The sequence below is a fragment of the Bacillus sp. G1(2015b) genome (genome assembly GCF_001482475.1).
Classification (GTDB): domain Bacteria; phylum Bacillota; class Bacilli; order Bacillales; family Bacillaceae; genus Bacillus; species Bacillus safensis.
Window position 1 is genome coordinate 1 of record NZ_LKIC01000001.1, and the last position, 13,899, is coordinate 13,899.

At 43.1% G+C, this 13,899-nt stretch carries 11 protein-coding genes and 7 tRNA genes; 12 read left to right on the forward strand and 6 right to left on the reverse strand.

Annotated features, from left to right (window positions below):
* The first annotated feature begins 60 nt into the window (after positions 1–60).
* From AMR95_RS00005 to AMR95_RS00020, 4 genes are all read left to right on the forward strand, one after another.
* Positions 61–135: transfer RNA gene (locus tag AMR95_RS00005), tRNA-Asn, on the forward strand.
* Between the two features lies 1 nt (position 136).
* A tRNA-Thr gene (locus AMR95_RS00010) sits at positions 137–209 on the forward strand.
* A 346-nt stretch (positions 210–555) separates the two neighbouring features.
* Entirely contained in the window at positions 556–1,995 is a 1,440-nt protein-coding gene (locus AMR95_RS00015) for a SulP family inorganic anion transporter (protein WP_058837191.1), read from the forward strand.
* Between the two features lie 61 nt (positions 1,996–2,056).
* A complete protein-coding gene (locus AMR95_RS00020) occupies positions 2,057–3,022 on the forward strand; it encodes a bile acid:sodium symporter family protein (protein ID WP_058837192.1) in 966 nt (321 codons plus the stop codon).
* 41 nt (positions 3,023–3,063) lie between these two features.
* Here the strand turns inward: AMR95_RS00020 and AMR95_RS00025 are convergent, their stop codons facing one another.
* From AMR95_RS00025 to murQ, 6 genes are read right to left on the reverse strand one after another with little or no spacing between them, the layout of a single operon-like run.
* A complete protein-coding gene (locus AMR95_RS00025; protein WP_410170437.1) occupies positions 3,064–4,272 on the reverse strand; it encodes an exo-beta-N-acetylmuramidase NamZ family protein in 1,209 nt (402 codons plus the stop codon).
* Positions 4,273–4,322: 50 nt separating this feature from the next.
* The gene (locus AMR95_RS00030) at positions 4,323–6,242 is read right to left on the reverse strand and encodes a glycoside hydrolase family 3 protein (RefSeq protein ID WP_058837194.1); all 1,920 of its coding nucleotides are present in this window, start codon (positions 6,240–6,242) and stop codon (positions 4,323–4,325) included.
* A gap of 13 nt (positions 6,243–6,255) precedes the next feature.
* The gene (gene pbp4b / locus AMR95_RS00035; protein WP_058837195.1) at positions 6,256–7,611 is read right to left on the reverse strand and encodes a penicillin binding protein PBP4B; all 1,356 of its coding nucleotides are present in this window, start codon (positions 7,609–7,611) and stop codon (positions 6,256–6,258) included.
* 13 nt (positions 7,612–7,624) lie between these two features.
* Positions 7,625–9,004 (reverse strand): PTS transporter subunit EIIC, encoded by a 1,380-nt coding sequence (locus AMR95_RS00040; protein WP_039176036.1) that lies wholly within the window; start codon positions 9,002–9,004, stop codon positions 7,625–7,627.
* Positions 9,001–9,870 (reverse strand): MurR/RpiR family transcriptional regulator, encoded by an 870-nt coding sequence (locus tag AMR95_RS00045; RefSeq protein WP_058837196.1) that lies wholly within the window; start codon positions 9,868–9,870, stop codon positions 9,001–9,003. The genes AMR95_RS00040 and AMR95_RS00045 overlap by 4 nt, the downstream gene beginning before the upstream one ends.
* A gap of 14 nt (positions 9,871–9,884) precedes the next feature.
* The gene (gene murQ, locus AMR95_RS00050; protein ID WP_058837197.1) at positions 9,885–10,796 is read right to left on the reverse strand and encodes an N-acetylmuramic acid 6-phosphate etherase; all 912 of its coding nucleotides are present in this window, start codon (positions 10,794–10,796) and stop codon (positions 9,885–9,887) included.
* A gap of 220 nt (positions 10,797–11,016) precedes the next feature.
* On the opposite strand from murQ, the gene AMR95_RS00055 reads away from it, so the two are divergent.
* The 8 genes from AMR95_RS00055 (at position 11,017) to rsiW (ending at position 13,876) form a co-directional block, all read left to right on the forward strand.
* Positions 11,017–11,091, forward strand: a tRNA-Glu gene (locus tag AMR95_RS00055).
* A 6-nt stretch (positions 11,092–11,097) separates the two neighbouring features.
* A tRNA-Val gene (locus AMR95_RS00060) sits at positions 11,098–11,173 on the forward strand.
* Positions 11,174–11,176: 3 nt separating this feature from the next.
* Positions 11,177–11,249 (forward strand) — tRNA-Thr (locus AMR95_RS00065).
* 28 nt (positions 11,250–11,277) lie between these two features.
* A tRNA-Tyr gene (locus tag AMR95_RS00070) sits at positions 11,278–11,362 on the forward strand.
* A 4-nt stretch (positions 11,363–11,366) separates the two neighbouring features.
* Positions 11,367–11,438 (forward strand) — tRNA-Gln (locus tag AMR95_RS00075).
* 136 nt (positions 11,439–11,574) lie between these two features.
* Positions 11,575–12,486, forward strand: a complete 912-nt coding sequence (rocF, locus tag AMR95_RS00080; protein WP_058837425.1) for an arginase — start codon at positions 11,575–11,577, stop codon at positions 12,484–12,486.
* 185 nt (positions 12,487–12,671) lie between these two features.
* Positions 12,672–13,235 (forward strand): RNA polymerase sigma factor SigW, encoded by a 564-nt coding sequence (sigW, locus tag AMR95_RS00085; protein WP_024424449.1) that lies wholly within the window; start codon positions 12,672–12,674, stop codon positions 13,233–13,235.
* Positions 13,236–13,249: 14 nt separating this feature from the next.
* Complete coding sequence (rsiW, locus tag AMR95_RS00090; protein WP_058837198.1) at positions 13,250–13,876, forward strand: anti-sigma-W factor RsiW; 627 nt, start codon at positions 13,250–13,252, stop codon at positions 13,874–13,876.
* Positions 13,877–13,899: the final 23 nt, after the last annotated feature.

Below are 13,899 nucleotides of genomic sequence, written 5' to 3' on the forward strand. Positions count from 1 at the left end.
AGTAGGACGCCGCCAAGCTTTTTGTTTATATCCTTCCAATGGAAGAAGTTACTTTATCATTCCGCAGTAGCTCAGTGGTAGAGCTATCGGCTGTTAACCGATCGGTCGTAGGTTCGAGTCCTACCTGCGGAGCCATGCTTCCATAGCTCAGTAGGTAGAGCACTTCCATGGTAAGGAAGAGGTCAGCGGTTCGAGCCCGCTTGGAAGCTTTCCTCTATATGTTGATATGACAAGGTTTCTCGATGATGAGAAGGCTTTTTTTGTTTGTTTACATATATACTGAATTGCTCAATGATCAGTAGACTGATGACATTAGGAAAGCGAATAAAACGGCTTGCACAGTATTGTTGCATCGCCTTTTCCTTCTTTTTGTTCTTGATTCTTTATTCTCTTTCTTTTATTCTTACTAAAGTGATATCCTCTATATCAAAAGACTCTGTACGTTCCTCTTTTCCCCCGAAAGTGAAGTATCGTTTGTTTTCCCTTTCTTTATCTCCAGGTATAGTTGATCTTCTTTTTCCATGTACGGTATGTATATAAAAAGGAGTAGATGGTTTGAAAGATTTATTTGTAAAGCAAGAATGGTTTGGACATGTACGTCAGGACGTGCTTGCGGGTATATTAGTCGCACTGGCTTTAATTCCTGAGGCAATTGCGTTTTCGATTATTGCGGGCGTTGATCCGAAGGTCGGCTTGTATGCATCATTTTGTATCGCGATTGTGATTTCGTTTGTTGGTGGACGCCCAGGCATGATTTCGGCTGCAACAGGGGCTATGGCTCTCGTCATGGTTAACTTGGTCGCTGATTATGGGTTGCAATATTTGTTTGCAGCTACGATTTTGACGGGTTTGATTCAAATTGTGTTTGGATTGTGCCGAGTGTCTCGTTTGATGAAATTTATTCCGAGGTCCGTCATGGTTGGTTTTGTTAATGCGTTGGCTATTATGATCTTCATGGCTCAGCTTCCACATTTCGTTGGGGAATCAATGGCTATGTATATGATGACAGGGGGCGCCTTGCTGATCATTTATTTATTGCCTATGGTGATAAAAGTGATACCTTCCCCACTCATTGCCATTATTGTAATGACGATATTGGCTGTATTTGGACATATTGATGTTAGAACAGTTGGAGATATGGGAGAGCTTCCTAGTTCTTTGCCTGTTTTTCTGATACCTCAAGTTCCGTTTAACTGGGAAACACTTGCTATCATTTTTCCTTATTCTTTAGCACTTGCGATGGTTGGTTTACTTGAGTCTCTTTTAACCGCACAGATTGTCGATGATATGACAGAGACGTCTAGTAATAAGAACAAGGAAGCGAGAGGTCAAGGGATTGCCAATGTGGTTGCGGGATTCTTTGGTGGTATGGCTGGCTGTGCGATGATTGGCCAATCTGTGATTAATACGAAGGCAGGAGGACGAGGCCGGCTTTCTACCTTTGTAGCGGGTGCTTTTTTAATGGTGTTGATTTTTGTACTAGGTGATGTCGTGGTTCAAATTCCGATGGCTGCTCTAGTAGCTGTGATGTTCATGGTTTCCATTGGCACATTTGATTGGAGTTCCTTTCAGCAGCTAAAAAAGAATCCGAAAACAGATTCTATTGTGATGGTTGTCACGGTCATGACGGTGGTGTTGACTCATGATTTATCAAAAGGTGTTTTTGCAGGTGTACTGCTTAGTGCGATATTCTTTGTCGCAAAGATATCGAAGCTCCATATTACGTCTAAAGAAAGCCAGGCAGGTACTTGGGTATATCGAGTTAAAGGGCAAATTTTCTTTGCTTCTGTCACTGACTTGATCCAAGCTTTCCATCAGGGGAAAGAACTCCAATCTGTTGTAATTGATTTGTCTGAAGCTCGTATATGGGATGAATCAGGCGTAGCAGCGATAGAACGTATAAAGGAAAGGTATCAAGCAAATGGCGTCCAGGTGGACGTAGTTGGAATGGATACATCAAGTCGAAAGCTTGTGAAACAAGTGAATGGTTCTTAAAAAGGCTTTTCTGTCTGTTACAATAGAAAAGGTAAGAAAGTGAAGGATGGAGGTGGCCGGCATGCTTGTGCGTTTGAATCAAGTGCTCGGCCGGATGATGCCGCTCATTACACCTTTTAGTGTGTTACTCGGTGTTTTATTGGCGGCCTATTTAAAGGATTTCACGTTTTTGGTGCCATGGGTATTTGCTGTGATGACCTTTGCAGGGAGTTTGTCTTCTACTTTTTCGGCTTTAAAGCATACGGTGATGCACCCATTGCCTTTGATTTTATCGTTTATGATTTTGCATGTGTTGATGCCTCTTTATGCTTGGTCAGCGGGACATCTCATATTTGCAGGTGATGCCATGACGATTACTGGTTTGATCCTTGCAATGGTGATTCCCACAGGAGTTTCTAGTTTAATATGGGCGGCAATGTATAAAGGGAATGTTGGATTAACGTTATCCATTATTTTAATTGATACAATGCTTTCGCCATTAATTGTGCCAGCCAGTTTGTCACTTTTGGCCGGTACACAAGTTCATATGGACATGGTGGCGATCATGAAAGGGCTGTTTGGGATGGTGGTGCTTCCATCTATTTTAGGTATGCTTGTTCGTCACTATGCAAAGCCTGATGTGACGAAAAAGATCAGTCAGACACTGTCACCTTTTTCAAAAATAGGCTTGTTTGTAGTGGTGTCGATCAACAGTTCTGTTGTTGCGCCTTACTTACGTGAACTGGATGCCGCATTTTTTAGCAAAGCAGCAACGGTGTTTCTCATTGCGATGAGCGGATATGTGTTTGCATGGTTGATTGGGAAGGCGATGAAATGTACTCAAGGAGAGATTGTGGCCATCGTGTATACGGGCGGTATGAGAAACATTAGTGCGGGGGCTGTGCTTGCCATTAGCTTTTTCCCGCCTGCTGTCGCTGTTCCGGTGGTGATTGGCATGCTGTTTCAGCAAGTGCTTGCTGCCTTGTTTGGCTTCTTACTCAATCGTTTTGAGCTGAAAGCACCTGCTGTGACCAAATCTTTCTCATGAAAAACCCTCCATCTATCAAAGGATGGAGGGTTTTTTGTGATTTAATAGATGAGATATTTTTTTCGCTTCTTTTCGAATGTTTTGAGGTCATGATGATAACGTTTCATAATGTGTTTGACGGAAGTTCCTTTTTTGATTTCTTCTTTCATCCAGCCATTCCCGATGAGTTTGTCAAAGCTGCCTGTTTGAAGGAACTGAAAGTCGTTCGGATATAAATCATGTATTGCTTTGATGATGGATAACCCCGTTTTCACCGCTTCGAAGGATGAGCGGTCTGTGACGTATAACTGCACACCGTGAGATAGTGTACCGGCATGTTTAGAAAATGTGGGGGTGAATGACACAGGTCTAAATTGAACGCCTTTTAGTTTTAGCTGATTTAAATGATCTGCCAGCTCGCTGCTATTGATATATGGTGCACCAATGAGCTCGAATGGTTTTGTCGTTCCTCTGCCTTCAGAGACATTTGTGCCTTCAATTAATCCTGTGGCAGGATATACAAAGGTACTATCCACTGTTGGCATGTTAGGGGAAGGAAGGACGAACGGCAGCTTCGTGTCATCAAATGTCATGGACCGCTTCCAATTTTTCATTTTGATGACTGTTACATCAGCATTGATATGAAACTCTTTGTTAAACAGTTTTGCAAGCTCACCAGTAGTCATTCCATGTCTTAGCGGGATTGGATAGAGCCCTACAAATGAGGCGTGTTCAGGCTCTAAAACAGGTCCTTCTACTTTTAGTCCGCCAATGGGATTTGGACGGTCTAGAACAACAAAGGGAATGTTGTTTTCTTTAGCGGCTTCCATCGCATAGGCCATTGTGTAAATATAGGTGTAATAACGAGTACCAACGTCTTGAATATCAAAAAGCAGGACATCTACATTTTTCAGCATTTCAGGAGTTGGTTTTCTTGTTTTGCCATAAAGAGAGTAAACAGGAAGACCTGTTTTTTCATCGGTATAGGATTCGACGCCTTCTCCTGCTTGTGCATCGCCGCGCACGCCGTGTTCAGGCCCATATAAAGCAGTGAGCTTGATATTTGGATGTTCAAATAGGAGGTCGACACTGCTTTTCATATTTGCATCAATGCCAGTCGGGTTGGTAATGAGACCAACCCTTTTCCCTTTTAGCCATGAAAGATTGCTTGAGAGTAGTGTTTCGATCCCTGTTTTGACTGCTGCTTTTTTTCCTTTTGTGTCTGTTCGTTCTTGATCTGCGGGAGAGGCGGCGGTCAATGTGCTCATCATAAGAATGCTTGCGAGTATGAAACTTGCTGTTTTCTTCAAGAGAATCCCTCCTATTTGATCTGTTTCCCTTTCAAATTGAGTCCATAGCCGAATGGGTAAAGGGTTTGATTTGGATGAGTGACAGATGGGATATCAACTGGCAGTTTCCCTTTAGGTGATGCAGCTCCAAATATCACTTCTAGTCCAGCAGGAATATTTGGCTGATTGAATTGTCCGTTTGAGTAGCCTTTAAAACCGTACACAGCTAGTAAGGCATCAGCTTCTTCAAAATTTGCCGCATCATAAGGGTTTCTAAGACTCATGATGACCATTTTTTTATTTTGTGCTCCTGCTTCTTTCATGACAGCACGAGGGAAGGCAGTTGCCCATTTTTTTGGGTCCTGGACATTGTCATCAATTACGCCATCATTCACAGCTGGATCATTTTGGACAACGTAAGAGCCAGTGATGACATAGTCAGCTTCTTGAATTAGTTTGGCCGAGTCTTTGGTGAACGTTTTATCCGCAAAAGCATATGACTGGATGCGTACAGGCTTGATCTTTTTTTGTTTTATGAGAGATTCGACTGTGACAGACATTGCTTTTGTCTGATCTTCGTAAGGTGCCATGACCACGATTTTGTCATTCTTTTTAGGCTTGAAAGGTAAGGTTTTTTTGTTGTTTTTAAGCAGGGTGATTCCTTCACGTGCCATTTTTTGTTCTGCTTGACGGTGCGATTTTTTCCCGACGACTTGAGTGGCTTTTTTGATTTTTTTCTCAAGACTGATTGGTTTTTTGGAGGAAATAATGCCGCGTTTGATTTTCAATTGAAGAATTTTTTCGACGGATTCGTTAATCTGCGACATCGGAATTTCTTTCTTTAAAATCGCTTGTTTGACCGCATTAAATACATTCTCCAGGTTTTTCTCTGTTTTTAATGAGGTAACTGGTGCTGGCATGAGAGCGATGTCGACGCCTGCTTTAATGGCCATCACTACGGCTTCTTCCTGTCCGAAATTATCTGCAATCGCTTTCATGTTTAGGGCGTCTGTCACAACAACACCTTGAAAGCCCATCTCTTCTTTTAATAAGTGTGTGATGACTTTTTTTGATAAGGTTGCTGGAACCATGATGTCCTCGCCATCTTTCTTGCTTCGATACGTTGTGTCATCAATGGCAGGAAATTGCACATGAGCGGTCATGACCATATCTGCACCAGCATTGATCGCTTGTTGGAACGGATACAGCTCAACCTTTTTTAAACGATCTAGGTCATGCTCTACGAGCGGCAAGCCATAGTGACTGTCGACCGCTGTATCACCATGTCCCGGGAAATGTTTTAGTGTGGAAATGGTCTTTTCCTTTTGAAGTCCTTTCATGGTTTGAAGGCCAAGTCTAGAGACAAGAGCAGGATCAGAGCTAAAGGAACGGACACCAATGACGGGGTTGTTTGGGTTGTTATTCACATCAAGCACAGGAGAGAAGTTTGTATTAATCCCCAAGGCGTTTAATTCTTTTCCGATGATTTTTCCTGTGTCATATGCATTTTTTTTGCTTCTAGAGGCACCAATCGACATATTTCCTGGGAAATGTGTTCCCTTTTGTAACCTTGTGACGATTCCGCCTTCTTGATCAATAGAAATGAGTAAAGGAATGTTTGGTGATGCTTTTTGAAATTCGTGGGTGAGTTTCACGGTTTGTTCCGTATCAACGACATTCTCCGCAAATAAGATGACACCACCTAGATGATATTTTTCTACAAGGTGAGATACTTCGTTATTCATCTTTGTGAAGCCTGTAGGTGCGGATTCATCTTTTGTTTGCCAATTGCGAAAGTCCGGCATGAGCATTTGACCTATCTTTTCATCCAGTGACATGTGTTGAACCATTTGTTTAGCGGTTGGCAGAGAGGCAGAGCTAACTTTTTCCGTTGGAATGGAAGAGGTTAGCAGGGCTAAAACTAGTGCAGCGGGAAAGAGAGCTTTCAACATCGAATTCCTCCTTTTACTTAAAAGATTCGTAGATTGCGGTCATGATGCTTCCATAAGTACCAGTCGGGAACAGGTCACCTTCAAATTGATTAGGATTGGTTTCTGGTGAAACAACGGGTGAATGTTTCTTATTCGTCAGCAAGACGACACCTAAATTGTGTTTAGGATCAATCAACGTCATTGTGCCGGTCCAGCCAGTATGTCCATAGGCTTCGTTACTTGCATATTTTCCAAACATCCATTCCATGTCAGTATGACCGTTTTTTCGCCAGCCTAGCCCGTAAGTTGGGTTCGTATCAGAGGAGGCTGTAAAGAGATCGATGGAAGCTTGATCAAAGATGGTTGTTTTTCCATAGCCTCCTTTGTTAAGCATCAGCTGAAGCAGCACGGCCATATCTGAGGTATTCGAGAAAAGTCCAGCGTGGCCGGAGATACCTGCCATTGAGTAATATGCTTTCTCGTCGTGTACTTCACCTAGCAGGGTGTACCGTCGGATGTTTTCAAAATCGATTACACCGTCTCGTGAATTGCCTAAACGTTCTGTTGCTGCAAAATGCTTCGGCTTGAACCCCTTTTGCAGCGGATTGAACATTGTGTGTTTGAGACCTAGCGGCCGATAAATTGTTGACTCGACATATTGATCAAGAGGCATGCCTGTTTTCTTCTCGATGATCATGCCCAGCAGCATGTAATCAATATCACTATAAATGTGCTGGGTACCTGGCTTGTATTGCAGCGGTACTTTTGGCAGCCATTTCATCGTTGTTTTTCTATCTTGAGAATAAAAAGAGCCAGCTGATTCTTTGCTATAAAATAAGACACTGGAAGGGAGACCGGCCGAATGGGTGAGAAGATCCTTTATCCGAAGCTGGTCTTTACCAGTTACCTTTGCACCAGGTTCATCCTGAAAATCTGGAAGGATGGTCTGTATTCTTTCGTTGACATCAATTTTTTTCTCGTAGACAAGCTTTTGCAGGGCATAGTTGGTCGCATACATTTTTGTATTGGATGCCAAATCGAATAGTGTATCCTTTTTCATTTTTTTATATGATTTGAGCTCTGTTGTGCCATCGTATTTTTGCCGGTAGCCATAGGCTTTTTGATGGACGATCTTTCCGTCCTTGATAATGATGAGAGCGGCTCCTGGAAATCCTGCTTTGATGTCATTTTGAATCATTTGATCAACCTTCCTCAGCTGCCTGGAAGAAAAACCTACTTGTTCCGGTCGTTTTGCTTTTTTTAAGACGGGATATTCTTCAGGTGCTGTTTTAGACAAAGACGATACAGGATGGGAGCTAGTTGCAAATGTTTGTACTGGAAACCCAAGGAGCATGAGCAGACATGTGATCAAGAGAAAACATTTCTTCAAGGTCTAGACCTCCTTATTGATTGTGATCCTCGAATTCAACAGCCATATCATCATGAAATCCAAATAAGTATGTGAAGAAAAATCCAGCAACATATGCGATAAATAGTCCAATTAAGTAAAGAAGCATTTGATGTGTGTGAACAATAAAGGTTAATGGAAGACCGGATACACCGATGGCTTTTGTCGCGATTTGGAAGTAGGCTTGAAATGCGCCGCCGATTCCTGCACCAAGACAAGCGGTGAGAAATGGTCGTCCTAGCGGGAGTGTGACACCGAAAATGAGTGGTTCACCAATGCCCAGCATCCCAGAAGGAAGTCCACCAGCAATGGCTCTTTTGAGCTTTTTCTTTTTTGTTTTCATATAAATGGCGAATGCAGCGCCTACCTGTCCTGCACCGCCCATAGCGAGAATTGGCAGAAGCGGGTCATCTCCAATTGAATTGATGAGTTCCATATGAATCGGTGTCAGCCCTTGATGAAGTCCTGTTACAACAAGTGGAAGGAAGGTCGCACCAAGAACAAATCCTGCGAAGATTCCGCCCATATTTAATAAGTAAGTCAGTCCTGAGGTGATGGCATCAGATATAAATCCGCCGACTGGCATGAAGACAACATACGTGAAAATGCCTGTAATGAGTAGTGTGATGGTAGGTGTGACGATGATATCAAGAGATTGCGGGACGAAGCGTCTAATTCGGGTTTCCACAAGTGCCATAAAGATGGCGGCTAGAAGAACACCGATGAGTCCGCCTCTGCCTGGTAGAATATTTGTGCCAAATAACATAATGTCTGCGGAGGCTGGGTTAATAATGAGAATACCAGCTAATGCGCCTAATGCAGGAGAGCCTCCAAATTCCTTTGCGGCGTTTGTTCCGACTAATATCCCTAGGTAGGCGAAAAGGCCAGAACCTATAACTGTTAAAATAACTGCGGCTTGAGATTTTTCGTCAAGCCAGCCTGCTTGCACGATCGCTTTTGTAATCCCAGTAATAAGCCCTGAAGCAACAAGTGCCGGAATGATTGGAATGAAAATGCTGGCAATCCGCCGTAAGAACAGCTTGAACGGTGTGCGGTTTTTTTGTGAAATGGCTTGCTTGTTTTTTTGTGCTTCGTTGTTTAAATCATAAGAGTCAGACGCATTTAGAAGCTGTTCAAACGCACTTGATACTTGGTTGACAACACCGGTGCCTAAAATGATTTGAAGCGTTTCTGCTTCGACGACGCCAATGACGCCATCGAGTTCTTTGATTGCTGTGATGTGAACTTTTTCATTATCGATCGGTGTAATTCGAAGACGTGTCATACAATGTGTATGGGAAGAGATATTTTCAGAACCACCACAGAGTGAAAGAATGTCTTTCGCCAACTGCTGATATTTCTTTTGATGACTCATGTTGAATCCCCCTTTGTTTTTCGTTTCATGGAGCGGATGGCATGCCTTGTCTTGTCAATATATTGCGCTGTCTCTTCATATTGACGAGAAGCTAAACTGAGGAACAAGACATCAATTAAGTAGAGCTGTGCCATTCTAGAGGAAGTGGCAGCACTGCGAAAAGGTGCTTCATTGGAACCGGACGTCGATAGGTGAACATCACATAAAGCAGAAACGCTTGTATGACCTGGATGTGTTAAAGCAATGGTTTTCACTTGGTTGTCTTTTGCGAGCTGAAGGGCTTGAATGATGTCTAACGTTTCTCCTGAAAAGGAGATACCAAACACAATGTCATTCTCTCCCGCATTTGCGATGACCGTAGATGCAATGTGCATGTCAGTGAAGGCTGTCGCTGCATAGTTAATTCTGAGAAATTTCTGCTGGGCATCAGCTGCGACGATGCCAGATGCACCAACACCGATAAAATGAATTTGGTTTGCATTCAGCAGTAATTGAACAGCCTTTTCTAAAGCATCTGCATTTAAAATAGAAGCGGTGTCCTTAATCGATTGAATCGAGTTTCCTGCTGTTTTTTGAATAATGGATTGAAGCGGTTCATCTTGTTCGATATCTCTGTAGCCTTGTTTATCGTCATGCATCAAGTCTCCAGCGATCCGCATTTTTAAATCTTGATAGCCATCCAGCCCGAGAGATTTACAAAGACGGATGACTGCAGAGCTGCTTGCGCCGGCTGCCTGACTGATTTCGTGTACTGTACTTTTAATGACTTTGTCAGGATGGGCAAGGATATAGTCTGCAATGATTTTTTCAGATTGGGGAAGCTTTGATTTGATTGTGTGTAGTAGGGTAAGTCCGCCTGCTGACATGAGCTCTGCCTCCTTTAGGATTGATAACGTGAGATCGCTTTGTCGATATGACCATTCGTTTTGCTCAGTAAATCTTTGGCTGTTTTCTTGTCTGTGTTTGTTTGGAGCATGACGATGGCGGTTTTGACTTCTAAGTCTGCTGCTTCGAGAGTCTTCACGGCTTGTTCGTAGGAAGCATTTGTCACATGTTGAATGATGGTGATGGCGCGTTCTTTTAATTTATGATTGCTGACTTTTACATCAACCATCAAGTTTTCATATACTTTGCCTTGTCTGACCATGACTGAGGTGGAAAGCATATTTAAAATCATTTTATGAGCGGATGCTGCTTTCATTCTTGTTGACCCAGTGATGGCTTCTGGTCCTACAATGACCTCAATGGCGCAATCTGCAAGCTCGCTAATTTCTGCTTGTTCATTGCAGCTGAGTGCTACTGTTTTAGCACCAATTGACTTTGCATAGTTTAAAGCCCCAATGATATAAGGTGTCCTACCGCTTGCAGCAATTCCAACGACTGTATCTTTTGATGTCAGGTGGATGTGTACTAAATCCTGTTTGCCGGCTTCTTCACTGTCTTCCACATCTTCGGCAGCTTGAGAAAAAGCTGAATCTCCGCCTGCCATGATGCCTACAATGACATCAGGTGAGACGCTATAGGTTGGGGGACATTCGACAGCATCCATTACGCCAATTCTGCCGCTTGTTCCGGCGCCTAAATAAACGAGTCTGCCTCCATTTGAGATGGATTCATAGGCAAAGTCACTTGCTGTTTTGACATGGGGAAGTACAAGGTTGACTGCTTGAGCGACCTTCATATCTTCTTTATTAATCATCTGGAGTATTTCAAGCGTATCTGCTTGAGAAATTCCCATTGTGTTGGGGTTTCTTGATTCTGTTGTCAAAGAACGCAGTTGAGATGGCTGCATGTGACATACCTCCTTATTTCTTCATTTTCAGTATATTGAGTATGATATGAAATTTCAATATTATATTTGAATATTGAAATTATATTTCAGTAGAAATGTTGAATAAATAGGGAGCAAATAGTTAGAAAATAAAAAAAATAAAAATCCCCTTTACAAAAGGGGGACAACCTGTATATAATAACTTTTGTCAGCTTCACGGAAACAACAAACTTGACAAACTGGCCCGTTGGTCAAGCGGTTAAGACACCGCCCTTTCACGGCGGTAACACGGGTTCGAATCCCGTACGGGTCACCATGATGTGGAGGATTAGCTCAGCTGGGAGAGCATCTGCCTTACAAGCAGAGGGTCGGCGGTTCGAGCCCGTCATCCTCCACCATATGCCGGTGTAGCTCAACTGGTAGAGCAACTGACTTGTAATCAGTAGGTTGGGGGTTCAAGTCCTCTTGCCGGCACTGTTTTTTCTTTATCAATTCCATATGTGGAGGGGTAGCGAAGTGGCTAAACGCGGCGGACTGTAAATCCGCTCCCTCCGGGTTCGGCGGTTCGAATCCGTCCCCCTCCACCATTTTTGGGCTATAGCCAAGCGGTAAGGCAACGGACTTTGACTCCGTCATGCGTTGGTTCGAATCCAGCTAGCCCAGTTAAGACACCTTTTTCAAAAAGGTGTCTTTTTTTATGTTGGCAGAGGGACTGTATAACTATTCAAAATGTTGTCGAGTTGAGTCAGAAGGCATCAAGAAAGTAAAATATAAGCATGAACGGAAAGGGGATGTACATATGGGAGAGCAAAAGAAGGTCACGATTGTTGGAGTTCCGATGGACTTGGGTCAAACGAGAAGGGGCGTCGATATGGGGCCGAGTGCGATTCGTTGTGCAGGCGTAAAAGAAAAATTGGAAACGCTCTCATTTGATGTGGAGGATCTCGGAGATATTCCAGTTGAACAAAGAGATGATGAGAAAGGTTTATATACAAGTGAAAAGCTAAAAAATTTGACGGAGAATGCTGGTGCGAATCAGCTACTTGCTGAGAGGGTTGACAGTATTGTGCAATCAGGTTCGTTTCCACTCATTTTAGGTGGTGATCACAGCATTGCGATTGGCACGCTTGCTGGGGTAGCCAAGCATTATGAAAACTTAGGAGTCATTTGGTATGATGCACACGGTGATTTGAATACGGAGGAAACCTCTCCTTCTGGAAATATTCATGGCATGCCGCTTGCTGTCAGTCTCGGTCTTGGGCATGCTGATTTAACAAACATCGGCGGTTATTCTCCTAAATTGAAGCCTGAAAATGTCGTTATAATTGGTGCTCGATCCTTAGATGAAGGAGAGCGGGCATTGATTCGAGAGAAAGGCATTAAAGTCTATACGATGCATGAAATTGATCGTTTAGGGATGACAAGGGTGATGGAGGAAGCTATTGCGTATCTAAAGGAAAGAACAGATGGTGTCCATCTCTCGCTTGATTTAGACGGGCTAGACCCAGCGGAATGCCCTGGTGTAGGCACTCCGGTAGCAGGCGGCATTAGTTACCGGGAGAGTCATCTTGCAATGGAGCTTTTAGAGGAGGCGGGTATTTTAACGTCTGCTGAATTTGTTGAAGTAAATCCGGTTTTAGATGAGAAAAACAAAACAGCAGAAGCGGCTGTGGCATTAATTGGATCGTTAATGGGTGAAAAGCTATTGTAGAGCGGGACTTTTGTTCCCGTTCTTTTTTGTTTTGGGAAAATTTAAGGATATGTTAAGGTTTTTACCGGTTGATAAGCGTAACACACTGTCAAAAATTTGTTACACTATTTTTTAGAGGAGAATGAAACCTTTTGGAAAGAGGTTCGTATACATAAAGACCGGTGAAGGCAGAGGTTGAATATACTATGGACACAATGATTAAAAAGAGAATTAAGCAAGTGAAAAAAGGCGACCAGAACGCATTTGCAGACATCGTAGACCTGTATAAAGACAAAATTTATCAGCTGTGCTACCGTATGCTTGGGAATGCACATGAAGCGGAGGATATTGCGCAGGAGGCGTTTATTCGTGCTTATGTGAATATCGAAAGCTTTGATGTGAATCGTAAGTTTTCCACGTGGCTGTACCGCATTGCAACCAACCTGACCATCGACCGTATTCGCAAAAAAAAGCCGGATTACTATTTAGATGCAGAGGTGGCAGGAACAGAAGGATTAAATATGTATTCTCAAATTGCTGCTGATGGCATTTTGCCAGAGGATGAGGTGGTGTCTCTTGAATTATCGAGTACCATTCAGCAAAAAATTCTAAGATTACCCGACAAATATCGTTCGGTCATCGTATTAAAGTATATTGATGAACTCTCGTTAAAAGAGATTAGTGAGATTCTGAATATACCAGTTGGTACGGTGAAAACGAGAATACACAGGGGTAGAGAGGCTCTCCGGAAACAGTTGAGAGACCTTTGAGTGAGGTGATTTTGATGAGCTGTCAGGATAGAATCGTCCAGCTTATGCATCAGTATTTAGACGGGGACATTGAGCCCCAAGACGAAAAAGAATTAAAAAGCCATCTGCAATCGTGTGAGGAGTGCCGTACTCATTTTCAACAAATTGAGAAATCCATCGCGCTAGTGCAGAGTACATCTCATATAGAAGCACCATCTGATTTCACTGCAAAGGTGATGGCAGGTCTTCCAAAGGAGAAAAAGCGTGTGTCGGTTCAAAGATGGATCAAAGCTCACCCGCTGGTGGTAGCCGCTGCCCTCTTTCTCATTTTAATGGGAGGCAGTCTGTTCACGAGCTGGAATACCGATCATAATTTCAGTGTGTCAAAGCAGCCGAACCTCGTCGTTGAAAATGATACAGTGACCGTACCTAAAGGGGAAACCGTAAAGGGAGATGTCACTGTCAAAAATGGCAAGCTGATTGTAGAAGGCAAGGTTGATGGAAATGTCACCGTCGTCAATGGGGAACAGTTGACTGCTTCTGCCGGACAAGTCACTGGTCAAATTAATGAAATTAATGAAGTGTTTGATTGGATCTGGTACAAAATGAAATCAACAGCACAAAACGTAATGCGGGTCATTGGGCCAGAGGAGCAAAAGTAACTCAATCGGCTTAAAGAGCAGTC